A 16,908-nucleotide genomic window follows, 5' to 3' on the forward strand; every position below is an offset into this window, starting at 1 on the left:
CCGCAGCGGGGAAGAGCTCGCGCACGTCTGATCCCAGCTCACCTCACCGGTCCAGCTCGTAGATCCAGCACAGCGCAGCACTTCCAGGTCGAATCCCCGCTGCGGAGCTCCTCCGCCTCGACCGCTCGCCCTCAGCTCGTTCACAGCAAGGAAGCTCTCATGCGCAAACTTCAGAAGACCTCACCCATGCCGTTCCAGCGGTATGTGCCCTTCGAGGAGCAGATCACCGTCTCGCTGCCCGACCGCACCTGGCCGGACAAGACCATCCGCACCGCCCCGCGCTGGTGCGCGGTGGACCTGCGCGACGGCAATCAGGCGCTGATCGACCCGATGACCCCGGATCGCAAGCACCGGATGTTCGAGCTGCTGGTGAGCATGGGGTTCAAAGAGATCGAGGTCGGGTTCCCCTCGGCCTCGCAGACCGACTACGACTTCGTCCGCCAGCTCATCGAGCAGGACAAGATCCCCGACGACGTCTACATCCAGGTGCTCACCCAGGCGCGCGAAGCCCTGATCGAGCGCACCTTCGAGGCCATCGCCGGGGCGCCGCGCGCCATCGTGCACCTGTACAACTCCACCTCGGTGCTGCAGCGCGAGGTGGTCTTCAAGGCTGACCGCGACGGGATCGTCGACATCGCCACCCAGGGCGCCCGGCTGTGCAAGAAGTACGAGGAGGCGATGCACGCCGCGGCCTCCACGCCCACCGAGATCGTCTACCAGTACTCCCCGGAGTCCTTCACCGGCACCGAGCTCGACTTCGCCGCCCACATCTCCGATTCCGTGGTCGACGCCTTCGGCGCCACCCCGGAGAAGCCGGTCATCATCAACCTGCCCGCCACGGTGGAGATGGCCACCCCGAACGTCTACGCCGACTCCATCGAATGGATGCACCGGAACCTGCGCAACCGCGAGTCGATCGTGCTCTCGCTGCACCCGCACAACGACCGCGGCACCGGCGTCGCCGCCGCCGAGCTGGGCTACATGGCCGGCGCCGACCGGATCGAAGGCTGCCTCTTCGGCAACGGAGAGCGCACCGGCAACGTCGACCTGGTGACCTTAGGCATGAACCTGTTCAGCCAGGGCATCGACCCGGAGCTCGACTTCCGCGATATGAGCACCATCCGCAGCACCGTGGAGCACTGCAACCAGATGGGAGTCCCGGAGCGCTCACCCTACGGCGGCGACCTGGTCTTCACCGCCTTCTCCGGCTCGCACCAGGACGCGATCAAGAAGGGCTTCGAGCACATGGACGCCCGCGCCGATGCGGCCGGGGCCTCCCGCGACGAGATCACCTGGGCCGTGCCGTATCTGCCCATCGACCCCAAGGACATCGGCCGCAGCTACGAGGCGGTCATCCGGGTCAACTCGCAGTCCGGCAAGGGCGGGGTCTCCTACCTGCTCAAGGCCGAACGCGGGATCGATCTTCCGCGCCGCGCCCAGGTCGAGTTCTCCGGGGTCATCCAGCGTCGAGCCGACGACGGCGGCGGCGAGGTCTCCGGCGAGGAGATCTGGCAGATCTTCCAGGACGAGTACCTGCCGGTGGACACCGCGCACCACCAGTGGGGCCACTACCGGCTGGACGAGGTCAACACCTCCTCCAACGCCGAAGGAGTGTTCCACATGGAGGTGGAGCTGCAGGCCGGCGGTCACGCCACCTCGCAGTCCGCCCACGCCAACGGTCCGATCGCTGCGCTGCTGCAGATCCTCGCCGACGACGGGGTCGACGTGCGGCTGCTGGACTACACCGAGCACGCCATGAGCCAGGGCGGGGACGCCCAGGCGGCATCCTTCGTGGAGCTGGCGATCGGGGAGCGGGTGCTGTGGGGAGTGGGGCTGGATCACAACACCACCCTGGCCTCGCTGCAGGCAGTGATCTCGGCGGTGAACCGCGCGCTGCGCGACGCCGCCCCGGTCCGCTGACCGGCACCCCGGCAGCCCAGGGCCTGCGCCCATGCCGCTGTAGTACTCTGCCACCATGGCCGGCTCCACCTTCGCGTCCCGCTCCTACCGGGACGCCGCGATCATCCTGCGCACCCAGAACCTGGGTGAGGCGGACCGCATCATCACCGCGCTGACCTCAGCGAACGGGCTGGTGCGCGCGGTTGCGAAGGGGGTGCGCCGCACCTCCTCGAAGTTCGGCGCCACCGTGGAGCCGTTCATGGTGGCAGATGTGCAGTTCGTGCACGGGCGCTCCCTGGACATCGTCACCCAGGCCACGTCGAAGAACACCTACGGTCCGCCGATCGTCGCGGACTATGACAAGTACATGGCGGCGAGCACCATGGCCGAGACCGCCGAGCGGCTGATGGACGTCGAGTCGGATCCGGCCTTCGGCGGCGCCCAGTTCCGGCTGCTCCACGGCGGATACTCGGCTCTGGCCCGCGGAGTCCACCCGGCCGACGTCGTGCTGAACTCCTACCTGCTGCGCGCTTTGTCCTCCGCCGGCTGGGCGGTCACCTGGACCGCCTGCGTGTCCTGCGGCAAGCCCGGCGCCCACACCGGCTTCCACCCCGCCGCCAGCGGGCCGGTCTGCACCGACTGCCGGCCACCGGGCACCCGGACCCTGGATCCGGCCACGGTGGAGCTGCTGCACGCGCTGCAGCACGGCCACTGGGAGCACACCCGATCCTTCCGCAGCGACATCCGGCATGAGGCCACGAACGTGGTGATCAGCTACGCCCAACACCACCTGGATCGCCGACTGAGCTCGCTGGGACTCTGAACCGAGCGGGCAGAGGCTGGAGCCGCCGCGGCCGCGCCGGTGAGAGCAGACCGGTGAGAGCTGATCCGGTGAGAGCTGATCCGGTGAGATCCGATCCGGGGAGTGTCGCACGGTCGGGGTGCCGGCTGCGCCGGCGCGACATGGAAGAATGGACGCCATGTCCCTGCCCATCCATCAGGATCCCGCCCCCCGCCCCGACCGCGTCTCGGCACCGCAGCTGCCCCCGGAACTGGTGCCGGCCCATGTCGGGATCGTGATGGACGGCAACGGGCGCTGGGCGAACCAGCGCGGACTCCCGCGCACCGAAGGGCACCGGGCCGGTGAGGCCGCGCTGATGGACGTCATCGCCGGCGCGATCGAGATCGGCGTCAAACACATCAGCGTCTACGCGTTCTCCACCGAGAACTGGAAACGCTCACCCGATGAGGTGCGCTTCCTGATGGGCTACTCGCGCGAAGTGCTGCGCCGGCAGCGCGACGTGCTGAACTCCTGGGGCGTGCGGATCCGTTGGAACGGGCAGCCCGGACGCCTGTGGCGCTCGGTGATCAAGGAGCTCGAGACCTCCGAGGAGCTGACCGCACAGAACACCCGCTTCACGCTGACCATGTGCGTGAACTACGGCGGCCGAGCCGAGATCACCGACGCGGTCAAGCTGATCGCCGCCGAGGTCGCCGCCGGTCGGATGGACCCGCGCAAGATCACCGAGAAGACCGTGGCCGCCCATCTGGACGAGCCCGACCTCCCCGACGTCGACCTCTTCCTGCGCAGCTCCGGGGAGCAGCGCATCTCGAACTTCCTGCTCTGGCAGTCCGCCTACGCCGAGCTGGTCTTCATGGACGTGCTCTGGCCCGACGTGGACCGCACCACTCTGTGGGAGGCCGTGGAGATCTACGCCCGTCGTGATCGCCGCTACGGCGCGGCGGTGGACAGGTTCTCCGCAGGACGCTCAGCCTCGGGAGCGTAGGCCCGCAGCCAGCGCTGCACCTCGTCCAGCGCCCGGGTGCGCACCGCATCTTCTGAGGCGAAGACGTCATGGATCGCCCCGTGCACCCGCACCACGGTGACCTGATCGCCGAGCTTGACCGCCCGGCGGGCCAGCAGCTCCACGTCGAGCACCGAGTCGGACTCCTGCAGCTCCTCGGTCCAGTGCCGCCGGTAGGCGGTCACACCCGAGAGCAGCACCAGGATCGGCAGCTGCAGCCCCAGCCCCTCGTAGACCTTGCGCTGACCGGTCAGCACTGCACGCATCCAGCCCACCCGGATCGGGAAGGACGTGCGCGGGCGCCACCGAGGATGCAGCGTCCATTCGCCCTGCGCCTGATCCGAGAGCGTCTGCCAGTAGTTGTCGACGGCCGGCAGCTTCAGCGCGCGCGTGGGGGAGAACTGCCCCAGTGGTGCCAGGAAGCCCTCGGTGGCGGTGCGCGCGGCGACGTCGCCGGAGAGCTCCAGCCATGGACTGTTCAGCACCAGCGCGCTGATCGCTCCAGGGTTGCGCTGCGCCCACAGCACGGCGATGAGACCACCGGTGGAGTGGGCTTCGATGATCGGGGCCGGAGCGTCGGGGTGCAGCGAGTGGATCTCGCTGAGCGCGGCCTCGATGTCGGCGTCGTAGGTGCTCAAGTCATCGACATAGCCCGGCGTCTGCCAGCTGCGCAGGCTCCGGCCGTATTTGCGCAGATCCAGCGCGTAGAAGGGACGCCCCCAGCTCTGCCAGCGACGAGCCATCGGAATGTTGTAGAAGTAGTCGGCCCAGCCGTGCAGGTGCAGCACCGGGGCCAGCTGCGCTGGGTGGTCCGGCTCGGCCGGGGTCTGCCCGGCCGCCGACTCGGTCCCACCCGCTGCCGGGCGCTCATCCTGGACCGCCTGCTGTTCGGGATCGGGGGAGTAGCTGACCAGAGTCGCGCTGACCGGCCCCTCCTCGTCCTCACCGAGGGGCAGCGTGAGCCGCTTGCAGCCCTGGAGATGATCAGGAGACCAGAGGCCCACAGGGGAGTCTTCGAGCAGTTGATCCATGCTCACCATCCTAGGAGGCAACACCGGGCCGACCGGCATCCTAGGATGGGAGCCATGTACCGCTTCGTCTTCAAGACCGTCTTCACCCGGCTCGATCCCGAGAAGGCCCACCACCTGGTCGTCTCCGGGCTGCGGCTGAGCAGGCGACTCGGGGGCGGCAGGGTGCTGGAGCGGCTGTGCCGCCCGGATGAGTCGCTGCAGATCCGTGCGCTGGGCCTGGTCTGGCCCTCACCCTTCGGCCTCGCCGCCGGCTTCGACAAGGGCGCCACCTCGGTGCTGCCGCTGGCGCACCTGGGATTCGGACATATCGAGATCGGCACCGTGACCGCCGCCGCGCAGCCGGGAAACCCGACGCCGCGGCTCTTCCGACTCGTCGAGGACCGCGCGCTGATCAACCGCATGGGCTTCAACAACGACGGCGCGGAGGAGGTCCGTCCGCGACTGGTTCAGATCCGCGAGCAGATCTCCCGGCTCAAGCGGGCAGGTCGGCACGCGCCGGTGATCGGCGTGAACATCGGCAAGACCAAGGTGACCCCGCTTGAACACGCCACCGAGGACTACCTCGTCTCCGCCCGGATGCTGGCTCCGGTGGCGGACTATCTGGTGGTCAACGTGTCCTCACCGAACACTCCGGGGCTGCGTCAGCTCCAGGACATCACCGCGCTGCGGCCGCTGCTCGCCGCGGTGGGTGCGGAGGCCGACGACGCCGCGCAGCGCCACGTGCCGCTGCTGGTGAAGATCGCGCCCGATCTGGCCGACTCCGACGTCGACGCCGTGGCCGAGCTGGTCAGCGACCTGGGGCTGGACGGGGTGATCGCCACGAACACGACGATCTCCCGCGAGGATCTGCACAGCGACCCGGAACAGGTGCAGGCCGCGGGGGCCGGCGGACTCAGCGGCCCGGTGCTCGCCGAACGCTCCAAGCAGGTGCTGACCCGGCTGCGCGCCGCGCTGCCGCGCACCACCGCGATCATCTCCGTCGGTGGAGTGACCTCAGGGGCCGACGTGGCCGAGCGGCTCGCGCTCGGCGCCGACCTGGTGCAAGGCTACACGGCCTTCGTCTATGAGGGTCCGTTCTGGGTGCGCCGGATCAACCGCGACCTGAGGTCGCTGCTGCGAAGCGGCTGAGGCCCCGCCGCTCGGGCGGGGCTCATGCTCAGGCGGGGAAGTGTCCTCGGGCCACCAGCGGCTTGGGAAGCCGCAGTCGGCGGATCTGCAGCGATCGCATCGCGGCGTAGAAGGGGAGTCCGCGTTCACGGTTCTCGATGCCGAACTTGGCATCGATCTTCTTGCGCACGGTGCGCCCGACCCACACGGCCTCGACGAGGACGGCGAGCACGAAGAGCCAGAGGATCTGGCTGACGATGATGCGCATCCCCTCGTTCATGACGAAGGATGCGAAGAGGAAGACCAGCACCAGGACCAGCATCCACTCACCGATGCCGAAGCGCGCGTCGACGTAGTCCCGGACGTAGCGTCGCTGGGGACCGCGATCGCGAGCAGGAAGATACTTCTCCTCGCCGGTCTCCATCGCCCGGCGCATCTTCACCCGCTGATCGGCCATCTGCTGGCGCTGGGCGGCGCGGGCGACCTTGCGATCGTTCTGCACCAGCGGGCGCTTTCGTGCCGCCTGCTGCTGGCTGCGCTTCGGTGTGGGCACGCCCTTCTTCTCAGGCTGACGCCTGGTGTTCTGGGCCTGCTCGCGAGCTTGCGCGGCTTCAGCCTCGGCGATCTGGTCGGCAGTGTTTTTCTTACGTCCTAGCACCCCGCCAGTGTAGCGGGAATAATGGACTTGATCCCTGCGCCGTGCTCGACCGGCGGGAATGAACCTCGTGGCCCTCGGCGTTGTTACCGTAGAGCACAGGCCTGCCGCTACAACCAGAGAGGTGTATGCCATGAGCACCACCACCCAGGACACCGCCGCCGGATCCGCCGCTGAGACCGAATCAGCCGAGATCACCGGATCCGCCGTCGATGGCTTCAAGACCCACCAGGTCGAACTCAGTGAGACCGCCGCCGAGAAGGTCTCCTCGCTGCTTCAGCAGGAGGGCCGCGAAGATCTGCGGCTGCGCGTGGCCGTGCAGCCCGGCGGCTGCTCCGGCCTGATCTACCAGCTCTACTTCGACGAGCGCGTCCTCGACGGGGATGCACTGCGCGACTTCAGCGGTGTCGAGGTCGTCGTGGACAAGATGAGCGTGCCCTACCTCGAGGGCGCGAAGATCGACTTCGAGGACTCCATCTCGAAGCAGGGGTTCACCATCGACAACCCCAATGCTGGCGGCTCCTGCGCCTGCGGCGACTCCTTCCACTGACCGAATCCTCCAGGGCTCATCGGTCCGCGCCGTCGGGTTCCGACGCCGGGCCCTGACCCGGTCCGCCGAGTCACAGCGTCATAAAGCAGACACATCGGCAGCGGATTCAGCCGCTGCCCAGCACGAGCGAAACTCCGCTTCTCCCGTTTTCTACACGGGGTAGAAGCGGAGTTTTCTCGTATCCGGGGTTCGGAGGCAGGGTCGAAGGAGCAGATCAGATGCGTCGGGCGCGGGTGTCCGTCCTCCCGGTCCTCTACAGGACGTAGTAGTCTGGAGCGCGAAGCGTTCATGGTGGTTCGAACTCTGCGCACAGCGCGGTCAACGGGTCACGGAGAACGCACATTCGCACACCGAGATAGAGGAAGGGCCGTCTGTGAGTTCGCATAATCGAACCGGCAGCCGAGGCCGTGCATTGAAGTCAGTTGCACTGGCCAGCGCGGCGGCACTGGTGCTCAGCGCCTGCTCGGAAGAGCAGCCTGCACAACGAGGATGGCTTCCGGGCAGCCGGGACACCACCAGCAACACTGCGGAGTTGACCGACCTGTGGGTCAACTCCTGGATCGCCGCGCTGATCGTGGGCCTCATCACCTGGGCACTGATGCTCTGGTGCATGGTCGCCTACCGTCGCCGCAAGGGGGAGACCGGCTACCCGCGCCAGATCGCGTACAACGTGCCGCTGGAGATCATGTACACCATCGTCCCGCTGGTCATGGTGGGCGTGCTGTTCTTCTACACCAACCAGGTGCAGCGCTCAGTCGATGAGCCCTACACCGACCCTGATCTGGTCGTCGACGTCCGAGGCAAGCAGTGGGCCTGGGACTTCAACTACAACTACGACGGCGACGAGCGCTACTTCGCCGGTGTCCAGGCCGAGCTCACCGGTGAAGAGGGCGTGCGCGAGACGCTGCCCACCCTCTACCTGCCGGTGGATCAGCCCGTCACCTTCGAGCTCAACGCCCGCGACGTCATCCACTCCTTCTGGATCCCCGCCTTCCTGCAGAAGCGCGACATGATCCCGGGTCGCACCAACGAGATCCACCTGACCCCGCAGGAGCTTGGCAGCTTCGACGGCAAGTGTGCAGAACTCTGCGGCGAGTACCACTCGGAGATGCTCTTCAATGTGGAGGTCGTCACCGAGGACGAGTTCCGTGACTACCTCGAGACCCTGCCCGAGGGTCAGCTCGGCGACGAGTATGACCGCAATCCAAACCTCCACGAAAACGTGGCCGGAACTGAAGGGGACGACTGACTGTGGCGACCCTCGAATACACCGCCGACGAAGCGCGTGAGGTCTCGCGCGTCGTCCCCCGCTCCAAGGGGAAGATCGTCGTCAACTGGCTGACGACCACCGATCACAAGGTGATCGGCTACATGTACCTGATCACCTCCTTCTTGTTCTTCTGCGTCGGCGGCGTCATGGCGCTGCTGATCCGTGCGGAGCTCTTCGAGCCCGGCATGCAGCTGCTGCAGACCAAGGAGCAGTACAACCAGCTCTTCACCATGCACGGCACGGTGATGCTGCTGATGTTCGCGACCCCGCTGTTCGCCGGCTTCGCCAATGTCATCATGCCGCTGCAGATCGGCGCCCCGGACGTGGCCTTCCCCCGCCTGAACGCGCTGGCGTTCTGGTTCTTCCTCTTCGGCGCCCTGGTCGCCATGGCAGGCTTCCTCACCCCCCAGGGTGCGGCCTCCTTCGGCTGGTTCGCCTACGCTCCGCTGTCTGACACCACGTATTCACCGGGAGTCGGTGGTGACCTATGGGTGTTCGGCCTGGCCTTGACCGGCTTCGGCACGATCATGGGCGGGGTCAACTTCATCACCACGATCCTGTGCATGCGCGCTCCAGGCATGACCATGTGGCGGATGCCGATCTTCGTGTGGAACACGCTGATCACCTCGATCCTGGTCCTGATGGCCTTCCCGCCGCTCGCGGCCGCGCTGTTCGGACTCGGTCTCGACCGGAGGTTCGGCGGGCACATCTTCGATCCGGAGGCAGGCGGTGCGGTCCTCTGGCAGCACCTGTTCTGGTTCTTCGGACACCCGGAGGTCTACATCATCGCGCTGCCGTTCTTCGGCATCATCTCGGAGATCCTGCCGGTCTTCAGCCGCAAACCGATCTTCGGCTATAAGGGCCTGGTCTACGCGACCATCGCGATCGCCGCGCTGTCGGTGACCGTGTGGGCCCACCACATGTATGTCACCGGAGCCGTGCTGCTGCCGTTCTTCGCGCTGATGACCATGCTGATCGCGGTGCCCACAGGGGTGAAGTTCTTCAACTGGATAGGCACGATGTGGCGAGGGTCGCTGACCTTCGAGACGCCGATGCTCTGGAGCCTCGGCTTCCTGGTGACGTTCCTCTTCGGCGGACTCACCGGCGTCATCCTGGCCGCGCCGCCGCTGAACTTCCACCTCTCGGACACCTATTTCGTGGTCGCTCACTTCCACTACGTGGTCTTCGGCACCGTGGTCTTCGCGATGTTCGCCGGATTCTACTTCTGGTGGCCGAAGTGGACCGGCAAGATGCTCAACGAGCGTCTGGGCAAGATCAACTTCTGGATGCTCTTCGTCGGCTTCCACGGCACCTTCATGATCCAGCACTGGCTCGGCGTCATGGGCATGCCGCGTCGTTACGCGGACTACATGGTCGAGGACGGGTTCACCACCATGAACCAGTTCTCCACGGTGTTCTCGATGCTGCTGGGCGCCTCGCTGATCCCGTTCTTCTGGAACGTCTGGATCACCGCTCGCAAGGGCAAGAAGGTGCTGGTGGATGACCCGTGGGGCTTCGGCGGCTCGCTGGAATGGGCGACCTCCTGCCCACCGCCGCGGCACAACTTCTACTCGCTGCCGCGCATCCGCTCTGAGCGTCCCGCGCTGGATCTGCACCACCCTGAGCTCGCTGACCGGCACACCCTGCAGACACCTGCGGGCAAGATCTTCGGTCCAGCAGATCAGCAGGACAAGGAAGGCGTCTGATGAAGGCAAATATCGGGTTGTTCCTAGGCCTGGGCGTATTCGTCCTCATCGTGGCCTTCATCTACGGCTTCTGGAGCGGATGGTCAGACATGGCCGGGTTCCCGCTGCTCCTGCTCACCGCAGGCATGGCGTTCATGCTCTGGTTCTACCTGCGGATGGTCGCGAAGAACCACGACGTGCTCGACGGGGACAACCCGGCGGGCGAGATCGAGCACATGGCCGGCAACTACGGCGAGTTCGCTCCCTGGAGCTGGTGGCCGCTGGGCCTCGGCTTCTCCGCAGCGTTCGCGTTCTTCGGCCTGGCCATCGACTGGTGGGTGTTCTTCATCGCGCTGATCCCCGGTCTGTTCTTCATCACCGGCTGGGTGCTGGAGTTCAACCGCAAGCGCTACGCGCACTGATCAGCCCAGACGCACCGCTGGAGAAGGCCCGCCGTGAGCATCGACTCACGGCGGGCCTTCTCGTCCCCGGACGCCCCGCGCGGTGCGTAGAATCCTTGCTATGACGATCCGCCCCATCACGATCCACGGTGAACCGGTGCTGCACCGACGCGCACAGGAGGTCGAGACCATCGACGACTCCATCCGCGAGCTGGTGGCCGACATGTTCGCGACCCAGGACGCCGCCCACGGGGTGGGACTGGCGGCCCCGCAGATCGGCGTCGGGCTGCGCATCTTCACCTACAGCTTCGCCGATTCAGGCGATCAGCCCTCCCGTGGAGTGATCATCAACCCGCGGCTCCGCCTGATCGGCAAGGTCTCCAAGGAGTCCGCCGACCCCGAGGAGGAATCCGAGGGCTGCCTGTCCGCGCCGGGGTACAACTACCCGCTCAAGCGCAGCGAGCACGTGGAGATCACCGGGCTCGACGTCGCGGGGGAGCCGCTGCAGTTCGAGGCCACCGGATGGTTCGCCCGAATACTGCAGCACGAGTACGACCACCTTGACGGCTACCTCTATGTCAATCGGCTGGACCCCAGATGGGCGCGGCGCTGGAAGAAGGTCGTGAAGAAGGAGGGCTGGAACCAGCCCGGCCTCACCTGGCTCCCCGGAGTCGACCCTGATCCATTCGGCCACGACGAGCCCGAAGACCCGGCTGGTGCCGAAGACCCAGCGTCAAGGGACGCCGGTCACTCCGACGACGCCGGTCACTCCGACGACGCCGGTCAGGCCGAGCGGGGCGTCAGCTCACACTCTGGCTGAACGCCACCCAGCGGCGCAGCACATCAGCCGCGGCGCCAGAGTCGATGGACTCTTCGGCCCGGCGCATGTTGGCCGTCAGCCGGTCCACCAGCGGCCCCTGGGCCAGTTCATCGAGGCTGGTCAGTCCGGCCGCGGCATTGACCACGACGGCGTCTCGCACGGGCCCAGGCTCCCCGGAGAGCATCTGCCGCACGATCTGTGCGTTCTCGGTGCCGGAACCACCGCGCAGGTCCTCCACGGACACGCGGGGGAGTCCGACATCCTCAGGCTCCAGGGCGGTGTGTGAGACCTCGCCGGAGCGGATCTCCCAGATGTCGGTGGCGGCGGAGGTGGTGATCTTGTCCCGCCCGTCCCTCCCGCGGAACACCAGGCCGCGGGTGCCGCGCATGGCGAGCACCTCAGCCATCTTCGGTGCCAGCGTGGGGCTGGCGCAGCCCAGCGCCTGGGCGGTCACACGTGCCGGGTTCGACAGGGGCCCCAGGAAGTTGAAGACCGTGCGGATGCCGAGCTGACGCCGCACCGGCCCGACGTGGCGCATCGAGGGATGGAAGCTCTGCGCGAAGAGGAAGGTGATCCCGACCTCCTCCGCGGCGCGGGCCACCTGCTCGGCGCCCATGCTGAGGTCCACTCCCAGTGCCTCGATGACATCGGCCGCGCCGGCAGTGGTGGAGGCGCCGCGGTTGCCGTGCTTGACCACGCGTGCCCCGGCCCCCACGGCGGTCAGTGAGGCCATCGTGGAGATGTTCACGGTGCCCAGCATGTCTCCACCGGTGCCCACGATGTCCAGGGTGGGTCCGGGGATGCTCAGCGGGACGGCCTTGTCCATCATCGTGGCGCTGAGCCCGACGAGCTCCTCGGCGACCTCGCCCTTGGCGCGCAGCGCGACCAGGAAGGCGGCGATCTGCCCGTCACCGAGGGCCCCGCTCATGAGCCTCTCCATCGCCCAGGCTGAGGTGGCTGCGCTGAGGTGCTCTCCGGCCAGGAGCGTCTCCAGCAGCTCGGACCAGCTCGCGGGCACCGGGGTCGCGCGGAGCAGCGGATCGGGTGAGTGTGGAAGTTTCACAGCCCCAGACTATCGGCCGATCACGGTCCGGCTCCGACCAATTTCGACACGCTGTAGAAATATTGTCGACTTTTTTGACCGGCTCCACCTTGGCGGATCCTGGGAATGGCGCGGAATCCGCCCCCTGACAAGGATCTGGAACCACGCCATAGTGACCGTCGGTGTCGCAAACTGCTGGGCTTTCAGGACATAATGAATGCGTGACGACTGCAACCCAAGCCCCAATCGCTCCGGCGCGAACACTGCCGAACCGCCCGAACATGGTGTCCGTGGGCACCATGGTCTGGCTCACCAGTGAGCTCATGTTCTTCGCCGGCCTGTTCGCCATGTTCTTCACACTGCGTTCCACGCAGTCTGAGATGTTCGCCGAGGGTGCCAGTGAACTGGACATCCCGTTGGCCACCACGATCACAGTGATCCTGGTTGCAAGCTCGGTGACGGCTCAGTTCGGTGTCTTCGCTGCTGAGCGGCACCAGCCGCGCCGCACCGGCGGCACATTCCAGATCAAGCACTGGGGCATGGTCGAGTGGTACATCCTCTCGTTCATCATGGGCGCCATCTTCATCGGCGGTCAGACCTACGAGTTCGCGGTGATGGTCTCCCATGGGATCACCGTCTCATCGAACGCGTTCGGCTCCGCCTTCTACATCACCACCGGCTTCCACGGGCTGCACGTCATCGGTGGTCTCGTGGCCTTCCTCTATGTGATTGCGCGGGCGTACTTCAGTGTGAAGTTCACCCACAAGGAGGCTCACGCCGCCGTCGTCGTGTCGTATTACTGGCACTTCGTCGACGTCGTGTGGATCGCACTGTTCGGCATCGTCTACCTGCTGCCGCTGTTCGCCTGATCAACGGGCCCAGCCGAAGCACCCCAGCTTGTATCGCATCGAAAAGTTAGGAACCGGCACGTGAAGGCACTCTCACAGAAGCGTCGCCACCCGCTCGCGGCAGTGGCGCTGCTCCTCCTGGGCCTCTTGCTCACCGGAGGGCTCTACGCCGCGGCGACCTCCATCAACGAGGCTCAGGCATCGAACGCCGCTGACGTCTACTCCGCCTCCGACGTGGAGGAGGGCGAGCGGCTCTTCGTGGCCAACTGCGCCACCTGCCACGGCATCAACGCAGAAGGCTCCGACGCCGGCCCCTCGCTGATCGGCTCCGGCGCCGCCGCGGTCGACTTCCAGGTCGGCACCGGACGCATGCCGATGCAGATGTCAGGTCCGCAGGCGCAGAAGAAGCCGGCTCAGTTCAACGATGAACAGACCATGCAGCTCTCGGCCTACGTCGCCTCGCTGGGCTCCGGCCCCGCGGTGCCCGCGGCCGAGTACCTCGATGTCGAAGAGGGCAACATCGCCCGCGGCGGCGAGCTCTTCCGGATCAACTGCGCCATGTGCCACAATGCCGCCGCCGCCGGCGGCGCGCTGACCGAAGGCAAGTACGCCCCCGGGCTGGACGGCGTGGAGTCAGTGCACATCTACGAGGCCATGGTCACCGGCCCGCAGAACATGCCGGAGTTCACCGACGCCAACATCCCTCCCGAGGACAAGCGCGACATCATCGCCTTCCTGAAGAACAACGAATCTCAAAGCGCTCCGGGCGGCTTCGCCCTGGGCTCGCTGGGACCGGTCTCGGAAGGTCTGCTGATCTGGACCCTCGGACTGGCCCTGCTGATCGGCTCGATGGTCTGGCTGACCTCACGGTCCTCCTGAGCATCCGCCGCAGCACCTAAGCACCCGCACACGTAAACACTGAAGCAAAGGACGAGAACCATATGGGCGAGCACGGTAACGGTGATCCGAGCACGGGCGCCGTCATCAAAGCAGGTGAGGGAAGGTCGAGCGGCTATGCCATCGACAACCCGGGCCTGCCCCCGCACCGCCCGCGGTTGGCAGACGCGGACGAGAAGGCCGCCAAGCGCGCCGAGCGGCAGGTCTCTGCGCTCTTCCTGATCTCGATCATCGGTACCGTGATGTTCTTCGTCGGCTACTTCGCCGTCGGCGTCACCGCCGGGGATCTGAACATGCTCCGGCTGCAGAACACGCTGCTTGGAGTCGGCGTGGCCTTTGCCATGCTGGGCATCGGACTCGGAGTCGTCCAGTGGGCCCGCGCACTGATGCCGGACCACGAGGTCGTCGAAGACCGCAAGCCGCTGCGCAAGGAAGAGGACCGCGCCGAGGCTGCCCAGACGGTCGACGAGATCCTCGACGAGACCCAGATCAAGCGGCGTCCGCTGCTGCGCAACACGCTCATCGGCGCCGCCCTGCTGGCCCCGCTGCCCGCCGTCGTCGTCTTCCGCGATCTTGATCGCTCCGAGGACTTCGGGCCCGAGCGGATGCGGCACACGCTGTGGACCGAGGGGGTGCGCCTGGTGCGCGACCCCACCGGCACCCCGATCCGCGCCTCCGACCTCACGGTCGGCTCGGCGGTGCACGCCATCCCGGAGACCCTCCGCGAGGTCTCCGGGCACGGCGATCGCCTGGCCGAGAAGGCCAAAGCCGTCGTCCTGCTGATCCGGATGAATCCCGATGACTTCGAGGCCGTGACCCCGGGTCGCGAGGACTGGAAGCACGAGGGAATCATCGCCTGTTCCAAGGTCTGCACGCATGTCGGCTGCCCGGTGGCGCTCTACGAGCGTCACACGCATCACCTGCTGTGCCCCTGTCACCAGTCGACCTTTGACGCCGCTGCGGAGTTCAAGGTCACCTTCGGTCCGGCAGGCCGGCCGCTGCCCCAGCTGCCCATCACCGTCGACGATGAGGGCTTCCTCATCGCTCGCAGCGACTTCACCGAACCCGTCGGCCCCACCTACTGGGAGCGTGGCTAAAACTCATGAGCAGTCAGTCTCTAGAATCCAAGTACACCGAGGAGCAGTACTCCGAGGTGGACCAGTACCAGCCGGCGACCCGCACCGGCAAGATCGCGAACTACGTCGATCAGCGCGTGGGCGGTACCGGCATGGTCCGCGAGTTCGGCCGCAAGGTCTTCCCGGACCACTGGACCTTCATGTTCGGCGAGGTCGCGCTCTACAGCTTCGTCATCACCGTGATCTCAGGTGCGTTCCTGACCTTCTGGTTCGATCCCTCCATGGCCAGCACGCGCTACGACGGGGCCTACGTCCCGCTGCAGGGCGTGGAGATGTCCACCGCCTACGCCACTTCGCTGGAGCTCTCCTTCGATGTGCGCGGCGGCCTGTTCATGCGCCAGCTCCACCATTGGGCCGCCTTGATGTTCATCATGGCGATGGCGATCCACATGCTGCGCGTCTTCTTCACCGGCGCGTTCCGCAAGCCGCGCGAGCTGAACTGGGTCGTCGGCTGCACCCTGCTGCTGGCAGGCCTGGGCGCCGGCTTCACCGGCTACTCGCTGCCCGATGAGGTGCTCTCCGGCAACGGTCTGCGCATCATCGACGGCATGCTCAAGGCGATTCCCGTGGTCGGCACCTACATCTCCTTCTTCCTCTTCGGCGGGGAGTTCCCCGGCGACGAGGTCATCCCGCGGCTCTACTCGCTGCACATCTTCATCATCCCTGCGGTGATCCTGATCCTTATCGCGGTCCATCTGTTCATGGTGGTCACCCACAAGCACACCCAGTACCCCGGCCCAGGCCGCACCGAGCGCAACGTGGTCGGCTACCCGATCGGACCCGTCTACGCGGCCAAGGCCGGCGGCTTCTTCTTCGTGGTCTTCGGTGTCCTGGCCCTGCTGGCAGGCACCTTCCAGATCAACGCACTGTGGAACTACGGGCCCTATGACCCGTCTCCGGTGCAGGCAGGCACCCAGCCTGACTGGTACATCGGCTGGTTCGACGGCTTGCTGCGCCTGATGCCGGGCTACATCGGCGACATACCGCTGGAGTTCGTGCTGCCGACGCCTTGGGGCGGCAACAGCGTGGCCACGCCTGTGCTGGTCACGTTCATCCCGATCACCGCTCTGCTGCTCGGTCTGTTCGTCTGGCCCTGGATCGAGGCCTGGATCACCGGTGACAAGAAGGAACACCACATCCTGGACCGCCCGCGCAACGTCCCCGGACGCACCGCCTTCGGCATGGCCATGATGATCTGGTACTTCGTGATGTGGGCTGCCGCGTCCTCCGACCTGATCGCGACCCACTTCTCGCTCTCGTTCAACGACGTGCTCATCTGGCTCCGGGTGCTGTTCTTCGCCGGACCGATCCTCACGTTCATCATCACCAAGCGGATCTGTCTGGCCCTGCAGCGCAAGGATCGCGAGATCGTGCTGCACGGCAACGAGGCGGGCGTCATCGAGATGCTTCCGCACGGTGAGTTCCGTGAGAAGCACACCCGGGTCAGCGACTACGAGCTCTACACGCTGGTCTCCTACGAGTCTCCCGAGGTCACCGCGGCCCGCCCCAACTCCCGGGGCAAGGTCGGACTGCTCGAGAAGTCACGGGTGACGCTCAACCGGACCTTCTTCGAGGACCGGGTCGCACCGGTCAGCCGCGAGGAGTACATCGAGGCGCTCTCCCACGATGACCACGGGACTGCCGCCGAGCTGCCCGCCGGTTCGGTCGGAGCCATCGAGTCCAAGAAGAACTGAGCATCGTGAGGCGCTGATCATCCGGCGCTGGACGCAGAGAAGCGGCCGTCTCCCTCTCGGGAGGCGGC

The 16,908-nt window shown here is 66.5% G+C and carries 16 protein-coding genes; 13 read left to right on the forward strand and 3 right to left on the reverse strand.

The window, feature by feature from the left end:
• Positions 1-159 precede the first annotated feature (159 nt).
• The 3 genes from leuA to LTH96_RS04390 all read left to right on the forward strand — a co-directional run bounded on the left by leuA (position 160) and on the right by LTH96_RS04390 (position 3,686).
• Entirely contained in the window at positions 160-1,920 is a 1,761-nt protein-coding gene (gene leuA / locus LTH96_RS04380; RefSeq protein ID WP_241464545.1) for a 2-isopropylmalate synthase, read from the forward strand.
• A gap of 55 nt (positions 1,921-1,975) precedes the next feature.
• Complete coding sequence (gene recO, locus LTH96_RS04385) at positions 1,976-2,722, forward strand: DNA repair protein RecO (RefSeq protein ID WP_241464546.1); 747 nt, start codon at positions 1,976-1,978, stop codon at positions 2,720-2,722.
• A gap of 157 nt (positions 2,723-2,879) precedes the next feature.
• The gene (locus tag LTH96_RS04390; RefSeq protein WP_241464547.1) at positions 2,880-3,686 is read left to right on the forward strand and encodes an isoprenyl transferase; all 807 of its coding nucleotides are present in this window, start codon (positions 2,880-2,882) and stop codon (positions 3,684-3,686) included.
• Here the strand turns inward: LTH96_RS04390 and LTH96_RS04395 are convergent.
• Positions 3,632-4,735: an alpha/beta hydrolase gene (locus LTH96_RS04395; RefSeq protein WP_241464548.1), complete on the reverse strand. Its 1,104-nt coding sequence runs from the start codon at positions 4,733-4,735 to the stop codon at positions 3,632-3,634. The two genes, LTH96_RS04390 and LTH96_RS04395, sit on opposite strands and share 55 nt — an antisense overlap.
• Before the next feature lie 54 nt (positions 4,736-4,789).
• Between LTH96_RS04395 and LTH96_RS04400 the strand changes: the two genes are divergently transcribed.
• Positions 4,790-5,863 carry a quinone-dependent dihydroorotate dehydrogenase gene (locus LTH96_RS04400; RefSeq protein ID WP_241464549.1) on the forward strand — a complete coding sequence of 358 codons (1,074 nt, stop codon included), beginning with the start codon at positions 4,790-4,792 and terminating at the stop codon, positions 5,861-5,863.
• A gap of 28 nt (positions 5,864-5,891) precedes the next feature.
• On the opposite strand, the gene LTH96_RS04405 is transcribed toward LTH96_RS04400, so the two are convergent.
• The gene (locus LTH96_RS04405) at positions 5,892-6,500 is read right to left on the reverse strand and encodes a DUF3043 domain-containing protein (RefSeq protein WP_241464550.1); all 609 of its coding nucleotides are present in this window, start codon (positions 6,498-6,500) and stop codon (positions 5,892-5,894) included.
• 130 nt (positions 6,501-6,630) lie between these two features.
• Here LTH96_RS04405 and LTH96_RS04410 point away from each other — a divergent pair, with 130 nt between their 5' ends.
• The 5 genes from LTH96_RS04410 (at position 6,631) to def (ending at position 11,223) form a co-directional block, all read left to right on the forward strand.
• Positions 6,631-7,047, forward strand: coding sequence for an iron-sulfur cluster assembly accessory protein (locus tag LTH96_RS04410; protein ID WP_241464551.1), 417 nt, complete (start codon positions 6,631-6,633; stop codon positions 7,045-7,047).
• Positions 7,048-7,420: 373 nt separating this feature from the next.
• The gene (gene coxB / locus LTH96_RS04415; protein WP_241464552.1) at positions 7,421-8,296 is read left to right on the forward strand and encodes a cytochrome c oxidase subunit II; all 876 of its coding nucleotides are present in this window, start codon (positions 7,421-7,423) and stop codon (positions 8,294-8,296) included.
• 2 nt (positions 8,297-8,298) lie between these two features.
• On the forward strand, positions 8,299-10,023 hold the full coding sequence (gene ctaD, locus LTH96_RS04420; protein ID WP_241464553.1) for a cytochrome c oxidase subunit I: 1,725 nt from the start codon (positions 8,299-8,301) through the stop codon (positions 10,021-10,023).
• Positions 10,023-10,424, forward strand: coding sequence for a cytochrome c oxidase subunit 4 (locus tag LTH96_RS04425; RefSeq protein ID WP_241464554.1), 402 nt, complete (start codon positions 10,023-10,025; stop codon positions 10,422-10,424). The genes ctaD and LTH96_RS04425 overlap by 1 nt, the downstream gene beginning before the upstream one ends.
• A 100-nt stretch (positions 10,425-10,524) precedes the next feature.
• On the forward strand, positions 10,525-11,223 hold the full coding sequence (gene def, locus LTH96_RS04430) for a peptide deformylase (protein ID WP_370642614.1): 699 nt from the start codon (positions 10,525-10,527) through the stop codon (positions 11,221-11,223).
• On the opposite strand, the gene trpD is transcribed toward def, so the two are convergent.
• A complete protein-coding gene (gene trpD, locus LTH96_RS04435) occupies positions 11,204-12,286 on the reverse strand; it encodes an anthranilate phosphoribosyltransferase (protein ID WP_370644387.1) in 1,083 nt (360 codons plus the stop codon). The genes def and trpD overlap by 20 nt on opposite strands.
• A 200-nt stretch (positions 12,287-12,486) precedes the next feature.
• On the opposite strand from trpD, the gene LTH96_RS04440 reads away from it, so the two are divergent.
• The 4 genes from LTH96_RS04440 to LTH96_RS04455 all read left to right on the forward strand — a co-directional run bounded on the left by LTH96_RS04440 (position 12,487) and on the right by LTH96_RS04455 (position 16,840).
• Positions 12,487-13,134: a heme-copper oxidase subunit III gene (locus LTH96_RS04440; protein WP_370642613.1), complete on the forward strand. Its 648-nt coding sequence runs from the start codon at positions 12,487-12,489 to the stop codon at positions 13,132-13,134.
• 60 nt (positions 13,135-13,194) lie between these two features.
• A complete protein-coding gene (locus LTH96_RS04445) occupies positions 13,195-13,992 on the forward strand; it encodes a cytochrome c (protein ID WP_241464555.1) in 798 nt (265 codons plus the stop codon).
• A gap of 62 nt (positions 13,993-14,054) precedes the next feature.
• A complete protein-coding gene (locus tag LTH96_RS04450) occupies positions 14,055-15,107 on the forward strand; it encodes a ubiquinol-cytochrome c reductase iron-sulfur subunit (RefSeq protein WP_241464556.1) in 1,053 nt (350 codons plus the stop codon).
• 5 nt (positions 15,108-15,112) lie between these two features.
• Positions 15,113-16,840: a cytochrome bc complex cytochrome b subunit gene (locus LTH96_RS04455; RefSeq protein WP_241464557.1), complete on the forward strand. Its 1,728-nt coding sequence runs from the start codon at positions 15,113-15,115 to the stop codon at positions 16,838-16,840.
• The last annotated feature ends 68 nt before the right edge of the window (positions 16,841-16,908 follow it).

The organism is Nesterenkonia sp. LB17, from assembly GCF_022565915.1.
In the GTDB taxonomy this organism is placed as follows: domain Bacteria; phylum Actinomycetota; class Actinomycetes; order Actinomycetales; family Micrococcaceae; genus Nesterenkonia.

What these genes read in the sequence shown, in the direction of transcription:
- leuA (WP_241464545.1), top strand. Translation starts at nt 160, where the DNA reads ATGCGCAAACTTCAGAAGACCTCACCCATGCCGTTCCAGCGGTATGTG.
- recO (WP_241464546.1), top strand. Translation starts at nt 1,976, where the DNA reads ATGGCCGGCTCCACCTTCGCGTCCCGCTCCTACCGGGACGCCGCGATC.
- LTH96_RS04390 (WP_241464547.1), top strand. Translation starts at nt 2,880, where the DNA reads ATGTCCCTGCCCATCCATCAGGATCCCGCCCCCCGCCCCGACCGCGTC.
- LTH96_RS04395 (WP_241464548.1), bottom strand. Translation starts at nt 4,735, where the DNA reads ATGGATCAACTGCTCGAAGACTCCCCTGTGGGCCTCTGGTCTCCTGAT.
- LTH96_RS04400 (WP_241464549.1), top strand. Translation starts at nt 4,790, where the DNA reads ATGTACCGCTTCGTCTTCAAGACCGTCTTCACCCGGCTCGATCCCGAG.
- LTH96_RS04410 (WP_241464551.1), top strand. Translation starts at nt 6,631, where the DNA reads ATGAGCACCACCACCCAGGACACCGCCGCCGGATCCGCCGCTGAGACC.
- LTH96_RS04425 (WP_241464554.1), top strand. Translation starts at nt 10,023, where the DNA reads ATGAAGGCAAATATCGGGTTGTTCCTAGGCCTGGGCGTATTCGTCCTC.
- def (WP_370642614.1), top strand. Translation starts at nt 10,525, where the DNA reads ATGACGATCCGCCCCATCACGATCCACGGTGAACCGGTGCTGCACCGA.
- LTH96_RS04450 (WP_241464556.1), top strand. Translation starts at nt 14,055, where the DNA reads ATGGGCGAGCACGGTAACGGTGATCCGAGCACGGGCGCCGTCATCAAA.
- LTH96_RS04455 (WP_241464557.1), top strand. Translation starts at nt 15,113, where the DNA reads ATGAGCAGTCAGTCTCTAGAATCCAAGTACACCGAGGAGCAGTACTCC.